We start from the raw sequence: 17,947 nt of genomic DNA on the forward strand, positions 1-17,947 counted from the left end.
CGTACGCTGGGTAACCCTAAGTTTTCAATTTACAGATCTCGCAGCTCGCAGCTCGCAGCTCGCAGCTCTCAGGGCGATTAGAGCTTTGTCACTGCCACGTGGCCTACGATGTTTGGCTCAATGTTAGTTCGCCATGCGCTTACAGTCTGGGGCGGCAAGAGCGTAATATTGATCAGGAGCGCTTACCCAGGCGCTGATGCGAGATCCAACTGCCAATAGACTAGATCGCCGCTTCGTCACCGCCACCTTTCCTCATCATTTCCGCACATGATGTCGCTTCACCGCAGCGCCGTTGATGGGCGCTGCGGTGTGCGTGGCGTGCAGCCTCTTTGCTTAGTAGGCGTTTGCGCCGGGGATCTGGGCGCTGAGGGCGTTGAAGCGGCGGTCCAGGTCGGCCTGTTCGGCGCGGGTTATGCCCCCCTGGCTGTACTGAGTTTCCAGGCGCACGAGGGCGCTGAGGTCAGCCCGCAGGCGCGCGGCCTGCCAGTTGCTGAGGGCGCGGTTGCGCAGGGCGGTGTTGAGGCGCGCCTCGATCTGGGCCTGCCGCTGGCTAATGCTTTCCCAGCCGTACTGGCCATACGGATTGGACTGACCGTACTGGCCCTGGTTCGGAATGCGGGCCGTGAGGGCCTCGAACCGGCGGTTCAGGTCGGTTTGCTGCGCGTTGGTCATTCCGCGTTGCTGATACTGGCTTTCGAGCCGGACGATCGCCTGGAAGTCGGCGCGAAGCTGGGCGGCGTCCCGGACGCTCAGGGCGCGATCGCGCAGGGCGGCGTCGATCCGGGCGTCGACCTCGGCCTGGCGCTCGGTGAGACCTTGCCAGCCGTATGGGCCATTCTGACGAACGCCGGGCAGGCGGGCGCTCAGGGCATCGAAGCGACGGTCAAGATCGGCCTGTTCGGTATTGCTCAGTCCGCCCCGGCGGTACTGGACCTCAAGCCGGGCGATGGCCTGAAACTCTGAGCGGAGGCGCGTGGCGTCCTGGCGCGACAGGCTGCGATCCCACTGACCTGTCGCAAGGCGATCCTCCAGCCAGGCTTTCCGACTGGCGATCGGGACCCATTGGCCTGTGGTCCCATAGTCCCAGCCCGGGCGGCCGTAGGACTGGTTAGGATCCTGATCGCCGGGCTGGCCCCAGACGGGATCATTGTCTACGCCGAGCAGGGCCTGGGCAATCGCGCCGATCACATTGGCGGCGGTTGAGCCTTGGGACGTCGGCTGACTGACATATCCCCCGGCATTGCCGGTGGCCCCCTGGCAGGCGAGGACACCGTTGCGGTTTATGAGCTCGCTGCGGCATTGGGGCGCATAGATGCTGCTCCAGCGGTAGCGGCCCTGATCATCGCGGCACTCAGCGGTGACATAGCCGGTCTGCAGGGTCTGGATAGTCTGACAGGACCCCCCCAGGCTGGCGGCAGGCGAGCGGTACTGCGCCTGAGCTCCAGGCGCGGACGCGGCAAGTAGGCCCGCCGTCAGGGCGGCGAGGGTCAGAAATCGGGTCATGGCGGTCTCTTGCGCCGGGGCGGGTTGGACAGGGTCATCGGACGACGCGACCCAATGTTCGGCAGGACGCCCAAGCTTCGTCCTGCAAGGTCAGGAACGCGTGCTCGACCACTTTGTTGCGATGGAAAGAGAGTTCCGTGGCCAGATGACGGACGCGCTCGGCCTTCAACCGGGGCGATCTTGGGGCGCTCGCCACAGGGTTGTCCGCCTCAAGTGCAGATATACTCACGCCGTCAGGTAGAGTGTGTTAAATGTTTGGAATATGGTCGGGTTTGCCGGGCGACGGGTTCTACCTTTGCGAACAGGCCACCGGCTATGGATTGCGCTCCGCAGGCCTCCGGCGTTTTGAAAGGCTAGCCATGCCTGTCCATCCCGATGCCCTACAGAGCCTTGGGCTGGCGATTGTCGCATCCTCAAATTCCCCCATGGTGCTGCTGAACGGTGACCTGAGGGTCATGGGTGCCAGCAAGACCTTTTACCGGGCGTTCCAGATTGATCCGGTCGGTGCGCCGGGCCGGCTGCTGTTCCAGCTGGGCGCGGGGGAATGGGACATACGTCAGCTGCGCTCGCTGTTGCAGGCCACCGCCGCGGGCGATGCCGAAATCGACGCCTATGAAATGGATCTCGCCCTGACCAAGGGGGACGCCCGTCGTCTGGTGGTCAACGCCCAGAAGCTGGACTTCGGCGACGCCACCCACAGCTACATCCTGTTGTCGGTGGTCGATGTGACCGATGCGCGGCTGGCCGCCAAGCTGAAGGACGATCTTGTGCGGGAGAAGGCGATCCTGTTGCAGGAGCTGCAGCATCGGGTGGCCAACAGCCTGCAAATCATCGCCAGTGTGATCTTACAAAGCGCCAGACGGGTGAACTCAGATGAGTCTCGCCATCACCTGACCGACGCCCACAACCGGGTGATGTCGGTAGCCGCCTTGCAGCAACAATTGTCGGCGTCGCGCCTCGGCGAGGTGGAGCTGCGCGCCTATTTCAGCAAGCTCTGTGACAGCATCGGTGCCTCGATGATCCGCGATCACGAACAGCTGGTCCTGGAGGTAAAGGCTGATGACAGCACCAGCGAAGCCGATGTGTCCGTGAGCCTGGGGCTGATCGTCACCGAGCTGGTGATCAACTGCCTCAAACATGCCTTTCCGGGTGGGCGACAGGGCAAGATCGAGGTTGGCTATGAATCCGAGGGACCAAACTGGACCCTCTCGGTGGCCGACAATGGTGTGGGCATGCCCAAGGACGCGGCCAGCGCGACCCCCGGACTGGGCACCAGCATCGTCGAAGCCCTCGCCAACCAGCTGGATGCCCGGGTCAGTGTCGCTGAAGCCCACCCCGGGACGATTATCTCCGTGGCCCATACAGAGGCCGCCGATATCGGCACCGACACCGGGCGCTAAACGCCTCAATCTCGAGGCAGCTGGCCTATGGGATGAGCAGCTGATGCGCAAAGCGCATGGCGCATTCCTTCATTCTCGTCAGTTCTGGACACGCCGCGCGTCGTATTGCTGGCAGCCATTGGAGCATGATCATGCGGACCCAGGTCATAGGTCTGGCAGAGCCGCCCACTGATGTGGCGCGATCGTTCAAGACCTGCCGGTCGTGACCGAGCATCATTCGGCCAGATCCATCCAGTCTGGAGGCCGACTGTGTTCCTCATTCTTAATGGCGCGCCCCAATCCATCCCCGAGGATTGGGCGGACGAGACCCTGCTGAGCCTCCTGCGGGAGGCCTATGGTCTGAGTGGGGCGAAGTTCGGCTGTGGCGTGGGGATTTGCGGCGCCTGTACTGTGATCGTGGATGGCGTAGCGACGCGGTCTTGCGTCGTAAGGGCGGGGGACGCGCAGGGGCTTACCGTACGCACCATCGAAGGTCTGGGCTCGGCCGAAGCGCTCCATCCCGTGCAGCAGGCTTGGCTCGCCGCTGCAGTCCCGCAGTGTGGCTACTGCCAAGCCGGCCAAATCATGTTGGCAGTGGCGCTCCTGGAGCAGACCCCACGACCGAGCGCGACTGACGTGGAGACGGCGCTGGATGGCAACCTCTGCCGCTGTGGCACCTATGAGCGAATTCGGGCGGCTATTCAGCAGGCTGTGGAGCTAAGCTGATGCGGCGTCGGGACATACTGGCCCTGGCGGGGGGCGGACTGGTGGCCCTGGTCGGCGCAGGCGCTGCGGTCGGCGCGCTGGTTCCGGTGATCCCTAGGCGGCCGCTCCCGGACCTGGCTGACGCCGTGGGCTGGATCGCCCACCGCGATGGCCGCTTCACCCTGACCCTTCCCCGGGCAGAAATGGGCCAGAACATCGCCACCGCGCTGAAGCAGGTGGCCGTGGCGGAACTGGGCGTCCCCTGGGAAGCTGTCGAGGTCGAGCTGCACGACACGGCCCTGCCGCGAGTCCGGGCGACGGTGGGCAGCGAGTCCGTGATGCAGTTTGCTGAGCCTTTGGCCCAAGCCTGTGCGGCCCTTCGTGACGCCCTGGCCGCAGGTCGCCAGCAGGGGCTGGTCGAGGTCAACCCGCGACCCTTTCGAGAGCTTCGGGCGTTCCAGCCCGGCGGTGCCTCAGGCACCTCGCCTGAGATCGTCCACGGTCGTGAGATCGTCACGGGAGAGCCGCTCTATAGCGCCGATGTGCGCCTGCCAGGGATGCTATTTGGGCGAGTGCTGCGCGCGCCGGCTCCGGTGGAGACAGCCTCCCGTCCACGTCGGTGGGACATTGACGCGGCCTTGCGGATACCAGGTTTCGTGGCTGTGGTAGAGGCCTGCGGTCCGGCCATTGGCCGCGCACGGGGTCTGGGCATCCTGGCGGAGCGTCCCGGCGTTCTGGCCGCCATCGCCGAAGCTCTGGCGGTGGAATGGGACATCGATAAGACGTCGAGGGTCCGTGACATCTCACAGGTCATCGACATCGACGCCCGGCTGGCGAAGGGGGCGCTGCCGCATACCGTGCTGGACGGGACCCCGGAGCCCGGCGCTTGGGATGTGGATATCCGCCTGGACATACCGCTCGCCGCGCATGCGCCGATCGAGCCCCGGGCCGCTGTGGCTTCCTGGGATGCGGGGGCCTTGAAGGTCTGGGCCGGAACGCAAGACGCCTTCTATGTTCGGGACGTGCTCGCGGACGCCTTCAAGCTTTCTACCGAACAGGTCACGGTCCAGTCCTGCCGCATCGGCGGTGCCTTTGGCGGCAAGACAATCTGCACGGTGGAGGCCGAGGCTGCGGCGCTGTCCAAGGCCGGGGCGGTGCCGGTCAAGGTTCAGTGGACGCGGGCCCAGGAGTTTGCCCTCGGGTTCCATCGCCCGCCTTCGTCACATCGGGTGCAGGCCAGGGTGGTGGACGGGAAAGTCACTGACTGGGGGCACGGGCAGGTCTCATCGCACATCCTTTTCACAGCCGCCGTCGCCCCGGCATGGATGCAGAGGGGCACAGATCTGCTGTTGGGGGACGGCGGAGTTGCCCGGGGGATGAAGGCACCCTACGAGCTTGGCCGCGCTCAAGCGCGCTACGACGCCGAGCGCCTGTCAGTTCACACCGGCCCATGGCGGGGTCTTGGGGCTGGCCCCAACGGCCTGGCCATTGAGAGCGCCATAGATGAAGCGGCCCTGGCGGCCGGGATTGATCCCCTGGCGTTCCGACTGGCCCATGTGAGCGATGTGCGGCTTGCCGGGGTCCTTCGCCGGGTCGCTGAGATCGCGGAGTGGGGGCGACCTCCCGCCCCGTCGGCCGGCCTTCCCCTGCGGAACCGGACGGGCAGGGGGCTGGCCTGTGGCGTTTACAAGGAGACCAGCTACGCTGCCGTGGTGGCTGACGTGGCCGTGACGCCGGAGGGTCAGGTGAAGGTGACCAAGCTTTGGTGCGCCCATGACTGCGGGCTGGTGATCAATCCCGACCAGGTCCGGGCGCAATGCGAGGGCAATCTGGTCTGGTCCATTGGGATGGTGCTCTCTGATAACTTGCCCGTCGAGGCGGGCCGGGTTGTGGCGGAAACCTTCGCAGATGCGCCGATCCCGCGCATGAGCGATACCCCGCCCATTGTGGTCGATCTGGTGGTGGGGAAGACCACGCTGTCAGGGGCGGGTGAGACCGCGATCGTGGCGGGGCCAGGCGCCATCGCCAATGCGATCCGGGCGGCCACCGGCCAACGACCGGTGAGGTTCCCTATCGACCCCGCCGGGTTCGCTCTGGCACCATGAGGGACAGGACGACGGATTTTGCCTCGGCGGCCATGATGCGTTTGGTGGCCGCGGGGCTCGAACGGCAAGGCCTTGTGCGATCGACCGCGCCGATTGGCGCACATGTCCAGCAGGCGCAGAAGCGCGAGGTGTTGGCCGCGATCGAGGCCGCCCATGGAGCGCTGGCAATCCTGCAGATCGCAGATGTCATACCAGAGCTTCCGCCAGAGCCTGTGATGCAGGCCCTGATCCAGGCTCGCGATGGCGCTGATCTGCTGGATCGGTGGAGCCGGCTTGAGCGCTTCAGTCATGCGCGTCACCGCTTGACGTGGACTCCCGAACCAGGCGGCGCCTTCCATCTGACTCACCACGCGATCGACCAGGGACCGGAGCCCACGGGGGCAGAGACCCTGCTGGTGGTGGCGGTCGTCACGGTCATGGTCGAGCAAGTCACAGGAGGTGCCGCGCGCCTGACCCTGGACACGGGAGAGGTGGTCCGGAGCAATGCCGTCTGGCTGGCGCCGCGCAAATTATCCAGGCAATTCCAACTCAAGCCCGCGTTGACGCCTCTTGGTGTGACACCTGCAAGGGCCCTGGCCGCCCATGACGAGGAGCCCGGCAGGGGGCTGGTTGAGGCTGTCCGGGGTCATCTGCTCAGCGATCCTGTTCGCCGTTGGACCGTCGATGACATGGCGCTGCGGGTTGGTACCTCGTCGCGGACCCTGCAGCGGCGGCTCGCTGGGGCCGAGCGACCCTTTGCGCGACTGTTGGCGGAGTGTCGGCTGCAGGTTGCCGCCGAACAGGTATGCTTGCGTGGAGGGCCGAGCCTGGCTGAAGTCGGTTTTCTGTCGGGCTATGCCGACCAGGCGCACTTTACCCGCGCCTTCAGCCGCTCCGTTGGCATCCCGCCGGCGGCCTTTCGGACGCAGTTTGGTATCAGCGGCGTGCAGGCCTGAAGAAACTCCGACGGCCTAGGCCATTCGGCGGGGGCTTTGTAGGCAGCTAAACGGCTTATACCTGCAGGTGTCCGAACAGGTATCCTGTTCTCCCTCGCGGCCCAGCCAGGATACTGCCTTCTGGTCGCCCGCGCCCCTGGTCTGGAGAGCCTCATGCGCGTTGCCCTTGGTCTTGCCCTTTTTGCCTTTGCGGTAATGGGGCTTCCCGGGGCGGCCATGGCCACGGATGAGGCGGCGGAGCTTTGGTTCAATCCGTCGGTCACCCATAGCCTGGACGAGCAAACCGAGGTGGAGATCGAAACTGCCCAGCGGCTGCGCGAAGCGCCCCGGGACGACACCTACTATGTCCGGCTCTGGCTGAATCGAAAGGCCGAGAACGGGACGAAGTGGAGCCTGGGTGCCGAGCAGCGCTGGAATGGACCTGATCAGGAGGAAGTCCGGTTTCTGCAGCAGGTCGGATACGGCTGGCGGGCCCTGGAATTCCGAACCCGGCTGGAGCAGCGGTTTGTGTCCACTGATCCGAATACGGGCTGGCGCCTGCGCCAAAGACTGGGAACCACCATACCCCTGGGCCAGACCGAAGACGGCTGGAGCCTTGCAGCCGACGCCGAGCTGATCATGACCCTGGCGAGCACGTCGGAGAATGGTCAGACAGGCCTGACTGGGGTGCGAACCTTTGTCGGGTTCGAGCGGGGGTTTGGTCCCTATGATCTCAGCCTTGGCTATCTGCGCCAGCAGGACATCCGTGAGGGCCGGCCAGACCGGATCGGACACGCGCCGTTCATCGGCTTCAATGTGGATTTCTAGGCCATAAAAGCCGCGCTTTGGCGCGCGGGGCCTTTGCGCCCCTGCGTCACCTTTGGGCGACCCCAGGAGGTGCCGGCAAGTTGGGTTTGCACCGGCTCGGACCCGCTGACATGCTCTCGAAAAAGACGGGGGAAATCAGTATGGCGTTCGACGCGATCGTCGTGGGCTCTGGCATCAGCGGCGGGTGGGCGGCCAAGGAACTGTGCGAGCGGGGCCTGAAGGTCCTGATGCTGGAGCGTGGGCCGCATATCGAGCACGGGGCCGACTACAGCCACGATCTGGCGGCCAAGCTCAGTCGGCGGGAAGATCAGGTGCCGGTCGAGGAGCGGGACCTGCATCACCCCTATTATCCAGGCGTCAGCTACGCCCTGTTCAACTCCAACCGGAAGTTCTGGGCCAGCGACCACGACCATCCCTATGAGACGGTGCCCGGCAAGCCCTATCGATGGATCCGCGGCTATCACCTGGGCGGGCGCTCGATCACCTGGTGGCGGCAGTCCTACCGCTGGGCGCCGCAGGATTTCGAGGCCAATCTGGCCGACGGGCACGGGGTCGACTGGCCCATCCGCTATGAGGACCTCGCCCCCTGGTACGACCATGTGGAGGCCTTTGCCGGCATCTCCGGAGACTATGACGAAATCCCCCATCTGCCCGACGGGGACTTCCTGCCGCCCTACGCCCTGAATTGCGTAGAGGAGGCCGCCAAGGGGGCCATCGAACAGGCCTTTCCAGGCCGGCGCATGATCATTGGCCGGGCCGCCCAGCTGTCACGGGTGACCAAGATTCATCAGGATCTGGGCCGTGGCCGGTGTGAGCAGCGGATGCGTTGCGTCCACGGCTGTCCCCTCGGCGGCTACTTCTCCACCCTGGCGGCGACCCTGCCGGCGGCGCGCAAGACCGGCAACCTGACGGTGATGACCGACACCATCGTGGCGGCGGTAGAGTACGACCCGGCCACAGGGCGGGCGACCGGCGTGAGGACGGTGGATCGGGTAACCAAGGCCGGTCAGGTCTTTGAGGCCAAGATCATCTTCCTCAACGCCTCGACCATTGCGACGGCTTCGATCCTGCTCAATTCGCGCTCTGAGGCCCATCCCCGGGGCTTGGCCAATGGCAGCGATCAGGTGGGCCGCAACCTGATGGACCATGTGAGCTGCGAGAGCATTACGGGGCGCTATCCGGGCTTTGATGACGTCCATGACGCCGCCGACCGGCCGACGGGCATTTATATTCCCCGCTATGCCCAGGTTACAGAGCGGGAGAAGCCTTACCTGCGGGGCTTTGGGATGCAGGGCGGGGCCGGGCGCACTCGGCGCATTGAGGCTCGCGCCATGGGCGGCGCGGAGCGGGAAGAGGTCAGCGGCGGCAAGCCCTGGTCCATGGTGCTGACCCCCTTTGGGGAAGTGCTGCCCTATGCCCACAACCGGGTGACCCTGTCGGCCAGCCGTACCGATCAGTGGGGCGTTCCTGTGCCGGTGATCGACGCCGCTCATGGGGCCAATGAGCAGATCATGATGCGGGAGGCCGCACGGGACGCCTATGAAATGCTCCAGGCCGCCGGCTGTGTGGACATCACGCCGTGGGAAGCGGCCGGGGAGAAGATCACGCCGCCAGGCGACCGTATCCACGAGATGGGCACCGCGCGGATGGGCCGGGATCCGTCCACCTCGGTTCTGAACGGCTGGAGCCAGGCTCACGAAGTTCCGAACCTGTTCATCACCGACGGGGCGGCCATGACTTCGTCGGCCTCAATGAACCCGTCCCTGACCTATATGGCGCTCAGCGCCCGGGCGGCCAATCACGCCGCCGACCTGTTGCGCGACGGAGTGCTCTGACCCATGCAGATCGGTCTTCAGCTTTACACCCTGCGCCGGGCCTTCCAGACCGATCCGGTCGCCACCCTCAAGCGGGTGCGGGCCATCGGCTATGACGCAGTGGAGTTCGCCGCCCCCCTGGGCACGGATTTCGCCGCCCTGAGGCGGACGATGGACGAGATTGGCCTGGTCTGTCCCGCTGCCCATGTGGGGCTGGACGATCTTCGCCAGCGGCCTGCCGAGGTGCTGAAGATGGGCGAGCAACTGGGCTGCGACTATCTGGTCCTGCCCTATCTGACCCCCGAACAGCGCCAGTGGGACGAGGTCATCCCCGCCCTGGACGGGCTCGCCCGGACGGTGCGGGCTGGGGGCTTCGGCTTTGCCTATCATAACCATGACTTTGAGTTCGAAGGCGGGGAAGGGGATCGGCCCTATGACCGCATCCTGGCCGGCGCTGACCCTGATCTGGTGAAGATGGAGCTGGATCTCTACTGGACGCGGAAGGCGGGCCAGGACCCCGAAGCGATGCTGTCGCGACTGTCGGGCCGGGTGAAGCTGGTGCACCTGAAGGACATGGCGGCTGATGGTGACATGGCCGATGTGGGGGCCGGCGTCATGGATTTCGCGTCCCTGATCGCGGCGGCCCGTGCGGCGGGGGCTGAGCACTTCATTGTCGAGCATGACCGGCCAGCTGAACCCTGGGAGAGCGTGGCCGCCAGCCTGAACCATCTGCGTGGACTGACCCTGCCGGCCTGAGGGGGCTGGGCGCGAAGCAAGAGGCGAAACAAGATGAAGACCATCAAGGGCCCCGGACTTTTCCTGGCGCAGTTCGCCACCGATGAGGCGCCGTTTAACACCTTGCCGGGGATCGCCCGCTGGGCGGCGGAGATGGGCTTTGTCGCCGTGCAGATCCCCACCTGGGACCGGCGCCTGTTCGACTTGGCCAAGGCCGCCGAGAGCCAGACCTATTGCGATGACGTAAAGGGGATGCTGGCCGACGCCGGCCTAGAGATCAGCGAGCTTTCCACCCACAGCCAGGGCCAACTGGTGGCCGTTCATCCGGCCTATGACGCCCTCTATGACGGCGGTGTGCCGCGGGAGGTGCGGGGAAATCCCGCCGCTCGGCAGGCCTGGGCGGAGAACCAGCTGCTGCTGGCGGCCAAGGCGTCCCGCCGGCTGGGCCTCGACGCCCATGTGACGTTCTCAGGGTCTCTGGCTTGGCCCTACATCTATCCCTATCCGCAACGGCCCGCCGGCTTGATCGAGACGGCCTTTGATGAGCTGGCCAGGCGCTGGCGGCCGATCCTCGATGCCTTTGATGAGGCGGGCGTCGACCTCTGCTACGAGATCCATCCCGGCGAGGATCTGTTCGATGGGGCGACCTTCGAGATGTTCCTGGAACGTGTGGGCCATCACCCCCGGTGCAACATCCTCTACGATCCTAGCCACTTCTTGCTGCAACAGCTTGATTATCTGGAATATATCGACATCTATCACGAGCGTATCAAGATGTTCCACGTCAAGGATGCGGAGTTCAATCCGACCGGACGACAGGGGGTCTACAGCGGCTATCAGCCCTGGATCAACCGGGCCGGGCGCTTCCGCTCGGTGGGCGATGGGCAGGTGGATTTCGGGGCCATCTTCTCCAAACTCGCCGCCTATGACTTCGCAGGCTGGGCGGTGCTGGAGTGGGAGTGCTGCCTCAAGCATTGGGAGGACGGCGCCCGGGAAGGCGCCGCCTTCATCGCCGACCACATCATCCGGGTGACCGATCGGGCCTTTGACGACTTTGTCGCCACCGATGTGGATCAGGCGGCCAATCGCAAGCTCCTTGGCCTCGACCGTTGAGCAATCCGAAGATGTTGCGGCTGGGCATGGTCGGCGGCGGGCCGGGGGCCTTCATCGGCGGGGTCCATCGCATGGCCGCCCGACTGGATGGTCGCTGGACCCTGACGGCAGGCGCCTTTTCCTCGGACCCTGACACCTCAAAGGCGTTCGGCACTTCCCTTGGTCTCGCCCCTGAGCGGGCCTACGGGGACTGGACGGGGATGGCCCGGGCCGAGGCGGCGCGGGCGGACGGGATTGATGCAGTCGCCGTGGTAACTCCAAACCACCTGCACGCACCCATTAGCCTCGCCTTTCTGGCGGCTGGCATCCCGGTGATCTGCGACAAGCCCCTGACGACAGATCTGACCTCCGCCAGGGCCTTGGGGGACCAGGTGGCGCAAAGCCGGCTGCCCTTCATCCTGACCCACAACTATTCCGGCTATCCCATGGTCCGGGAAGCCCGCGCCCTGATGGCAGCAGGTCGGCTGGGCGCCTTGCGGGTGGTGCAGGTGGAATATGCCCAGGACTGGCTGGCCCGGGAATTGCCCGGCAACCGGCAGGCTGAGTGGCGGGGCGACCCTGATCGGGCCGGCCCCGGCGGCGCCCTGGGGGACATCGCCACCCATGCCTTCCACCTGGTTCGATTTGTGACCGGTGCGCGAGTCGCCAGCCTCAGCGCCGATCTTGCAACCCTGGTCGCCGGGCGGCGGGTCGACGACAATGTCCACGTCCAGATGCGGTTTGAGGGCGGTGCCCGGGGTCAGCTCTGGGCCAGTCAGGTGGCGGTTGGCGCGGCCAATGGTCTGCGACTGCGGATCTATGGCGAGGACGCCAGTCTGGAATGGTCGCAGGAGGAACCCGACCTGCTGCGCTTTACCCCCCTCGGGGAGCCGCCCAGGATCCTGCGCCGGGGTGGGCCTGGCCTGTCGTCGGACGCCACGGCGGCCACCCGACTGCCGGCGGGCCACCCAGAGGGGTATCTGGAGGGTTTCGCCCAGATCTATGCCGACGCCGCCGAGTTAATCGGCGCCCATCAGCAAGGGCGTGCGCCCAACCCCCTGGCCCAGTTGGCACCCGGGATCGCTGATGGGATCGAGGGCGTGGCTTTCATTTCCGCCGTGGTGGAAAGCCACGGGGCGGACGGTGCGTGGACAAGGATTTCCCCATGAGCGGCTTTCGACAGTCCTTCGCCTGGTGGTCCTTCACCGCAGGCCGCGAGGTGGACGGCCCGCAGTTTCTAGGCCAGATGGTCGAGGCCGGGGCTCAAGGGGTGGAGATGCTGCCTGAGGTCCTCTGGCCGGTGGCCCGGGATCTGGGCTTGAGCCTGGTGACCCTGACCGGACATCAGCCCCTGGAGATCGGCTTCAATGACCGCGCCCATCATCTGGCCCTGCAGGCGACGGTAAGGGAGTCCATCGCCAAGGCTGCGGCCGGCGGTGTCGAAAAGGTCATCGTGTTTTCCGGCAACCGCGAAGGCCGTTCCGATGAGGCGGGCCTGGCGGCCACCATTGAGGGGCTCACGCCCCTGACAAAGGTAGCTGAGGACGCGGGCGTCATGCTGCTGCTGGAGCTGCTGAACTCCAAGGTCGATCATCCCGACCAGCAATGCGACCATACAGCCTGGGGCGCCCAGGTGGTCTCGGCGGTCAATTCGCCCGCCCTGCGGCTGCTCTATGACGCCTATCACATGCAGCTTATGGAGGGAGACCTCCTGCGGACAATCCGCGCGAACCTGCCCCTGATCGGCCATGTGCATACGGGCGGCGCCCCTGGACGCCGGGACCTGGACGATCGGCAGGAAATCAACTGGCCCGCCGTGGCCGGACTGCTGCGACACCTCGAGTACGACGCGTGGGTCGGTCACGAGTTCATCCCCCGCGACGATCCGGCTGCCGCCCTTCGCCAGGCGATCGGTCATTTCAGGACCCCTGACGCATGAGCGCAGTCTCTGATGCAGCCGCAAGTCAGGTTGCACCGCTTGGGCCGCCCCGCCGGGTCAAGTTCGCCTACAGCCTGGGGGGGGCTGGGGACGCCCTGTTCTCCACCGCCGTTGGTTTCATCTTCTTCTACTACACGGCGGTTCTGGGGCTTTCCGGGACCATGGTGGGGGCGGCCCTGTTCATAGGCCTCTGCGCTGATGCCGCCGTCGATCCGTTCATCGGCTCCTGGTCAGATAATCTTCAGTCGCGGTTTGGCCGTCGCGCGCCGTTGATGTTCGCTGGGGCGCCCCTGACCGCCCTGGGTTTGGGGCTGCTGTTCTCCCCGCCCGAAGGCCTCCCGCCGACGATGTTGTTCATCTGGCTTGCGGTGACCTCGGTGGCGGTGAGGGCCTTCATTTCGCTGTTCTGGGTGCCCTATCTCGCCCTCGGGGCGGAGATGGCCGACGACTATGTGGAGCGCTCTCGCATCGTCGCTTGGCGGGTGGTGGTGGGCATTCTCACCAGCGTTCTGATCACGGCCCTGGCCTATTCTGTGTTCTTCGCCGGTGAGGGCGGCCTGCAGAGTCCTGAGCGCTATCCGGCCTTTGGCTGGTCGGTAGCAGCCCTGGTGCTGACCGCCATGACCCTCTGCTGTCTGGGGATCTACAAGTTCGCCGCGACCCTGCCTCGGGTGCCATCGGTAGACGCCTCCATGATCAGTCGGCTTCCGGGGGAGGTGAGCGAGATCCTTCGCAACCGCTCGTTCCGCATTCTGTTCTTTTCCGCGGTGATTTTTTACGCCGCCGTGGGTGCCAACGGCACGCTGAACACCCACAGCCAGTTGTTCGTCTGGAAGCTGCGTCCAGAGATGATGCAGTTCGTCGGCTATGCCTATCTCGCCGGGATTCTGGTCGGCATTCCGGTCACCCCGAGACTGACCCAACGCCTCGAAAAGCGCACGGTGGTGTTGGTCGGGCTTGGTCTTGTGCTGGTGTCGTGGGTCATCCTCCCGCTCGTCTGGGTCAGCGGGCTTTATCGGCCTGAGGGCGCGGCCTCTGCTGTGCTCCTGGCGGCCAACAGCGCCATGGCTGGGATCGGGGTGGGCTTCGCCATGATCGCCTATCCCTCAATGATGGCCGATGCCGCCGACGAGCATGAATTCCTGTTCCGAAGGCGCCGGGAAGGGCTCTATTTCGCCGGCCTCGGCTTTGCCGCCAAGGCGGCCTCCGGAGTGGGGGTGCTGGTGGCAGGCCTGGCGCTCGACGCCCTGCGTTTTCCCCGGGAAGCCGGCCGGGCCGTCGGGGTTGAACTGCCGGCAGATGTGCTGACCCGACTGCTCCTGGCCTGGGGGCCAGGTTCAGCCCTGGTCGCTCTGGTGGCCATGGTGCTGTTTGCGCCGTACGCGGTCGGACGGCTGCGCCAGCAGGAGATCAGCACCGAAATCCGTCGCCGCCGCGCCGCTGATCTGGCGTCTGACGAGCCTGTGCCGAGTCCCGGTCCAACCTGAGAATTGTTCAGGTTTCAGGATTCGGTCGTATCGGCGTCTGGCTTGCGCCCGCTTCCCTTTGAGGCCTCGCCCCCCTTCCGACCCGCCGAGGCGGCCAGATCGCGGTCCTTGGCGAAGCTGCGCTTTTCACTGGGGACACTTGCGCCGCCCTTGCGGGCGATTTCGCGGCGACGCTCCGGGTTCATGGCAGCAAAGCCTCGGCGGGCGCGCGGGGGATCTTGCTCGGGGCTACTCATGGGTCACTCCTGGAACCCTCTCGCGTCTGTCTTGCTCGGGTGGAAAGACGGGAAAGGCATATAAAACAGAGATTTGAGGCCAACTTCTGCTGTTCAATGATCAATTGAGACGGCGCAGAAGTCACCCTGGTCGGCGGCGATGGTGCTCCGCACCCCTCCGGAACCGGAGGAGACACAAGGCACCGCTCTAGCAACCCGCCAGCCTGACTATGGGTTGCGTGCGCAAATCCCTGAATCTTCGCAGGCCCTTAGGGCAAGGCACCGCCCGTCGCTGCGGGGAGGCGGGTGCGCCTTGGATGAAACGCGCTTCAGGCTGGTAGGAGCACCCGTGCGGTCAGCCCGCCGCCGGGGCGATTGGTCATGGTTACGTCACCCCCGTGGCTTCTGGCTATGGAGCGCACAACAGCCAGTCCGAGACCTATGCCCCCAGTGCCACGGCTGCGGGACGGCTCGCGCCTGTAGAACGGTTCGAAGATCCGCTCCATCTCCTCCTCGGGGATGCCGGGGCCCTCGTCCTCGATCTCGATGACCACTGTGCGGTCTTCGAGGATCACCCGGGCGGTGGCGCGGTCGCCGAACTTGACGGCGTTTTCCAGCAAGTTGGTGACCAGACGGCGAAGGGCCACAGGATCGCCTTCGATGACCAGCTTTTCAGCCCGCTCGACCTCGATGGCGGCACCGGTCTCGGCCATCTCGTCGCAGACGCTCTCCACCAGGGAGGCGAGCTCCAGGCGGGTCCGCTGGCCGGGCTTGGTGGCGTCGCGGACAAACCCAAGGGTGGCGGCGACCATGGCCTCCATCTGGTCGATGTCGGCGGCCATCTTGGCCCTTTGATCCTCTGGCGCATTCTCGATCCGGAAGCGCAAGCGGGTGAGGGGCGTGCGCAGGTCGTGGGCGATGGCGCCGACCATGGCGGTGCGGTCCTGGACGTAGCGCCGCAGCCTCTCCTGCATCTGGTTGAAAGCCCTTACCGCCACGGAGATTTCGGCCGACCCGCGAATGGCCAGCTGCGGGGCTTCGGGATCACGGCCCAGACGTTCGGCGGCCTCAGCAAACAGGCGGAATGGCTTGGAAAGCCGTCTGGCGAACATCCAGGCGATGGGCGCCATCACCAGGGCCGAGAGCAGAAACCAGAGCAGCACCCGCTGCTGCCAGACGTTCAGGCCAAGCCCCTTTTCTGGTCGCACCACAGCCCATTGGCCATCGGGACGTTTCATGGCGATCTCAAAGGGGGCCACCAGGAAGCGGTCTTCCTGACCTTCGCCGCCGGCCCGTTCCAGGCGGTCTCGAACGATGCGGAATACCCGCCGATCGGAAATCGGCAGGCGGTAGGTCTTGGCGATCACCAGCTCGCTTTGGGCGACCCCCAGGTCCTCGGCCAACTGGTCCCGGGCCCACAACATGCTGTCGGCGGTGGATTGGCCCTCTGGAGGCGAGTCCCGGAGTTCATACTGGAGATCGCGGCGTTCAATCAGGTCGCCGGGGCGGCCCTTGAGGGCCTCGGCGATCTCCGAAAACCGGTAGAAATCCGGCACAGGGGGCGGAAGATTGAACAACAGGAAGATGCTGATCGCCTGGGCGGTAATCAGGCTGACCCCGATGAGCATCAGAACCTGGACAAACAGCGAGGCGGTGCCCCGCCGATCCCGAACCCGGCTCACGGGCGTTTCACTTTGGGGGTGAACATGTAGCCCTCGTTGCGGATCGTGCGGATCAGGTCATGACCGCCACCGTCGTCCAGCTTGCGCCGCAGCCTGCTGATCTGAACGTCGATTGCCCGGTCAAAGGCGTCGGAGTCCGGGCCCCGGGCGAAGTCCAGCAACTGGTCGCGGGTCAGGACCCGCTGGGGCCGCTCGACAAAGGCCCGCAGCAGGGAGAACTCCCCGCTGGAGAGGTTGACCACCACCCCCTGCGGGGACCGTAGCTCTCGGCGCACCAGGTCCAGCCGCCAGCCGGCGAACTCGCAGGCGGCGCCCAGATCTTCGCCGCCGCCCTGCCGGGTCTGTTCGGCCCGGCGGAGTACGGCGCGGATACGGGCCAGCAGCTCCCGGGGATTGCAGGGCTTTGACAGGTAGTCGTCAGCGCCAAGCTCCAGGCCGACGATCCGGTCGGTGTCCTCGCCCATGGCCGACAGCATGATGATCGGCGGGGCCTCGCCCACGGCCAGTCTGCGGCAGATGGCCAGGCCGTCTTCGCCCGGCAGCATCACGTCCAGCACGATCAGGTCGACGGGGTCCCGCTCCAGGGCCTGCTCCATCTCCCGGGCGTCGCCGGCTGTGGTTACGGCATAGCCGTGGCGGCCCAGAAAATCGGAGACCACATCACGAATGCCTGGATCGTCATCGACCATCAGGATCCGTGCCGTGGGGCCAGGGGCTTCGGTGTGGGGCGTCTGCATGGGCGACATTGTCGGCTTCCCGCGTAACCGTCAGATTTCACGGCTGTAAAGCCGCAGCTGTGGCCTTAGCGGGCCAGCACCTGATCGGCGACAAAGGGATTGCTGCGCCGCTCGGCCCCAAAGCTGGACATGGGTCCATGGCCACAAACGAAACGCACATCATCGCCCAAGGGCCAGAGCTTACCGGTGATGGCGTCGATCAGATCCTGATGATTGCCCCTGGGAAAATCGGTGCGTCCGATGGAGCCCTGGAACAGCACGTCTCCCACCTGGGCGAAGCGGGCCTGCCGATGGAAAAAGACCACATGACCCGGCGTATGACCGGGGCAGTGATAGACCTCGAATTCCGTCTCGCCGAGGGTGACCACATCACCGTTTTCGAGCCACCGGTCAGGGGTAAAAGACCGGGCCTCCGGCATGCCCCACCGGGCCCCATCCCCATCCATCTGGTCGATCCAGAACGCATCGTCCCGGTGCGGACCCTCAATCGGTGCGCCGGTGGCGGCCTTCAGGGCGGCGGTTCCGCCGGCATGGTCGAGATGACCGTGGGTGATCCAGATCTTCTCCAGGGTCAGGTCATTGTCTTTCAGCGCCTGGAGCAGGCGCGGCACTTCCCCGCCCGGGTCGATAATCGCCGCCTTCCTGGTCTTGGCGCACCAGACAATGGTGCAGTTCTGCGCCAGGGGGGTGACGGGCGCGATCAGGGCGCGGATCGGAGGCTCTTGGGCTTGCGACATGGGGCGACATTATCGGCGCAGGGGTTTCCCGCAAGGGGAGGTGCCTGGCACCTGGAGCGCTTGATTGTTCCAGCA

At 65.6% G+C, this 17,947-nt stretch carries 16 protein-coding genes; 11 read left to right on the forward strand and 5 right to left on the reverse strand.

From position 1 onward, the window contains the following. Positions 1-333: 333 nt before the first annotated feature. Positions 334-1,503, reverse strand: a complete 1,170-nt coding sequence (locus tag MH112_RS11225; RefSeq protein ID WP_296567775.1) for a hypothetical protein — start codon at positions 1,501-1,503, stop codon at positions 334-336. A 359-nt stretch (positions 1,504-1,862) separates the two neighbouring features. Between MH112_RS11225 and MH112_RS11230 the strand changes: the two genes are divergently transcribed. From MH112_RS11230 to MH112_RS11280, 11 genes are all read left to right on the forward strand, one after another. Then, positions 1,863-2,903: a sensor histidine kinase gene (locus MH112_RS11230; RefSeq protein ID WP_296567776.1), complete on the forward strand. Its 1,041-nt coding sequence runs from the start codon at positions 1,863-1,865 to the stop codon at positions 2,901-2,903. A 249-nt stretch (positions 2,904-3,152) separates the two neighbouring features. After that, positions 3,153-3,608: a (2Fe-2S)-binding protein gene (locus tag MH112_RS11235; protein WP_296567778.1), complete on the forward strand. Its 456-nt coding sequence runs from the start codon at positions 3,153-3,155 to the stop codon at positions 3,606-3,608. After that, positions 3,608-5,692 (forward strand): molybdopterin cofactor-binding domain-containing protein, encoded by a 2,085-nt coding sequence (locus MH112_RS11240; protein WP_296567780.1) that lies wholly within the window; start codon positions 3,608-3,610, stop codon positions 5,690-5,692. Before MH112_RS11235 ends, MH112_RS11240 begins: the two co-directional genes overlap by 1 nt. A 128-nt stretch (positions 5,693-5,820) precedes the next feature. After that, positions 5,821-6,627 (forward strand): AraC family transcriptional regulator, encoded by an 807-nt coding sequence (locus MH112_RS11245; RefSeq protein WP_296567781.1) that lies wholly within the window; start codon positions 5,821-5,823, stop codon positions 6,625-6,627. Positions 6,628-6,780: 153 nt separating this feature from the next. Beyond that, entirely contained in the window at positions 6,781-7,434 is a 654-nt protein-coding gene (locus MH112_RS11250) for a DUF2490 domain-containing protein (RefSeq protein WP_296567782.1), read from the forward strand. Positions 7,435-7,574: 140 nt separating this feature from the next. After that, complete coding sequence (locus tag MH112_RS11255; RefSeq protein ID WP_296567784.1) at positions 7,575-9,269, forward strand: GMC family oxidoreductase; 1,695 nt, start codon at positions 7,575-7,577, stop codon at positions 9,267-9,269. A gap of 3 nt (positions 9,270-9,272) precedes the next feature. Beyond that, a complete protein-coding gene (locus MH112_RS11260) occupies positions 9,273-10,004 on the forward strand; it encodes a sugar phosphate isomerase/epimerase (RefSeq protein ID WP_296567787.1) in 732 nt (243 codons plus the stop codon). A 33-nt stretch (positions 10,005-10,037) separates the two neighbouring features. Beyond that, complete coding sequence (locus tag MH112_RS11265) at positions 10,038-11,096, forward strand: sugar phosphate isomerase/epimerase (protein WP_296567788.1); 1,059 nt, start codon at positions 10,038-10,040, stop codon at positions 11,094-11,096. Continuing rightward, on the forward strand, positions 11,093-12,244 hold the full coding sequence (locus MH112_RS11270) for a Gfo/Idh/MocA family oxidoreductase (RefSeq protein WP_296567790.1): 1,152 nt from the start codon (positions 11,093-11,095) through the stop codon (positions 12,242-12,244). The genes MH112_RS11265 and MH112_RS11270 overlap by 4 nt, the downstream gene beginning before the upstream one ends. After that, a complete protein-coding gene (locus tag MH112_RS11275) occupies positions 12,241-13,014 on the forward strand; it encodes a TIM barrel protein (RefSeq protein ID WP_296567793.1) in 774 nt (257 codons plus the stop codon). Before MH112_RS11270 ends, MH112_RS11275 begins: the two co-directional genes overlap by 4 nt. Further along, positions 13,011-14,501: an MFS transporter gene (locus tag MH112_RS11280; protein ID WP_296567795.1), complete on the forward strand. Its 1,491-nt coding sequence runs from the start codon at positions 13,011-13,013 to the stop codon at positions 14,499-14,501. The genes MH112_RS11275 and MH112_RS11280 overlap by 4 nt, the downstream gene beginning before the upstream one ends. Before the next feature lie 14 nt (positions 14,502-14,515). Here MH112_RS11280 and MH112_RS11285 read toward each other — a convergent pair whose 3' ends face one another. The 4 genes from MH112_RS11285 to MH112_RS11300 all read right to left on the reverse strand — a co-directional run bounded on the left by MH112_RS11285 (position 14,516) and on the right by MH112_RS11300 (position 17,872). Next, positions 14,516-14,737, reverse strand: coding sequence for a general stress protein (locus MH112_RS11285; protein WP_296567797.1), 222 nt, complete (start codon positions 14,735-14,737; stop codon positions 14,516-14,518). Positions 14,738-15,045: 308 nt separating this feature from the next. Continuing rightward, complete coding sequence (locus MH112_RS11290) at positions 15,046-16,398, reverse strand: ATP-binding protein (protein WP_365787033.1); 1,353 nt, start codon at positions 16,396-16,398, stop codon at positions 15,046-15,048. After that, a complete protein-coding gene (locus MH112_RS11295) occupies positions 16,395-17,144 on the reverse strand; it encodes a response regulator (RefSeq protein WP_296567799.1) in 750 nt (249 codons plus the stop codon). The genes MH112_RS11290 and MH112_RS11295 overlap by 4 nt, the downstream gene beginning before the upstream one ends. A 56-nt stretch (positions 17,145-17,200) precedes the next feature. After that, on the reverse strand, positions 17,201-17,872 hold the full coding sequence (locus MH112_RS11300; RefSeq protein ID WP_296567801.1) for an MBL fold metallo-hydrolase: 672 nt from the start codon (positions 17,870-17,872) through the stop codon (positions 17,201-17,203). Positions 17,873-17,947: the final 75 nt, after the last annotated feature.

Origin of the sequence: Phenylobacterium sp. (assembly GCF_022402485.1) — a bacterium.
In the GTDB taxonomy this organism is placed as follows: Bacteria; Pseudomonadota; Alphaproteobacteria; order Caulobacterales; family Caulobacteraceae; genus Phenylobacterium.

Bases quoted from the DNA above. Each gene is read 5' to 3' on its own strand.
- MH112_RS11260 (WP_296567787.1), top strand. From the start codon at position 9,273: ATGCAGATCGGTCTTCAGCTTTACACCCTGCGCCGGGCCTTCCAGACC.
- MH112_RS11240 (WP_296567780.1), top strand. From the start codon at position 3,608: ATGCGGCGTCGGGACATACTGGCCCTGGCGGGGGGCGGACTGGTGGCC.
- MH112_RS11300 (WP_296567801.1), bottom strand. From the start codon at position 17,872: ATGTCGCAAGCCCAAGAGCCTCCGATCCGCGCCCTGATCGCGCCCGTC.
- MH112_RS11295 (WP_296567799.1), bottom strand. From the start codon at position 17,144: ATGTCGCCCATGCAGACGCCCCACACCGAAGCCCCTGGCCCCACGGCA.
- MH112_RS11250 (WP_296567782.1), top strand. From the start codon at position 6,781: ATGCGCGTTGCCCTTGGTCTTGCCCTTTTTGCCTTTGCGGTAATGGGG.
- MH112_RS11275 (WP_296567793.1), top strand. From the start codon at position 12,241: ATGAGCGGCTTTCGACAGTCCTTCGCCTGGTGGTCCTTCACCGCAGGC.
- MH112_RS11230 (WP_296567776.1), top strand. From the start codon at position 1,863: ATGCCTGTCCATCCCGATGCCCTACAGAGCCTTGGGCTGGCGATTGTC.
- MH112_RS11255 (WP_296567784.1), top strand. From the start codon at position 7,575: ATGGCGTTCGACGCGATCGTCGTGGGCTCTGGCATCAGCGGCGGGTGG.
- MH112_RS11225 (WP_296567775.1), bottom strand. From the start codon at position 1,503: ATGACCCGATTTCTGACCCTCGCCGCCCTGACGGCGGGCCTACTTGCC.
- MH112_RS11280 (WP_296567795.1), top strand. From the start codon at position 13,011: ATGAGCGCAGTCTCTGATGCAGCCGCAAGTCAGGTTGCACCGCTTGGG.
- MH112_RS11265 (WP_296567788.1), top strand. From the start codon at position 10,038: ATGAAGACCATCAAGGGCCCCGGACTTTTCCTGGCGCAGTTCGCCACC.
- MH112_RS11285 (WP_296567797.1), bottom strand. From the start codon at position 14,737: ATGAGTAGCCCCGAGCAAGATCCCCCGCGCGCCCGCCGAGGCTTTGCT.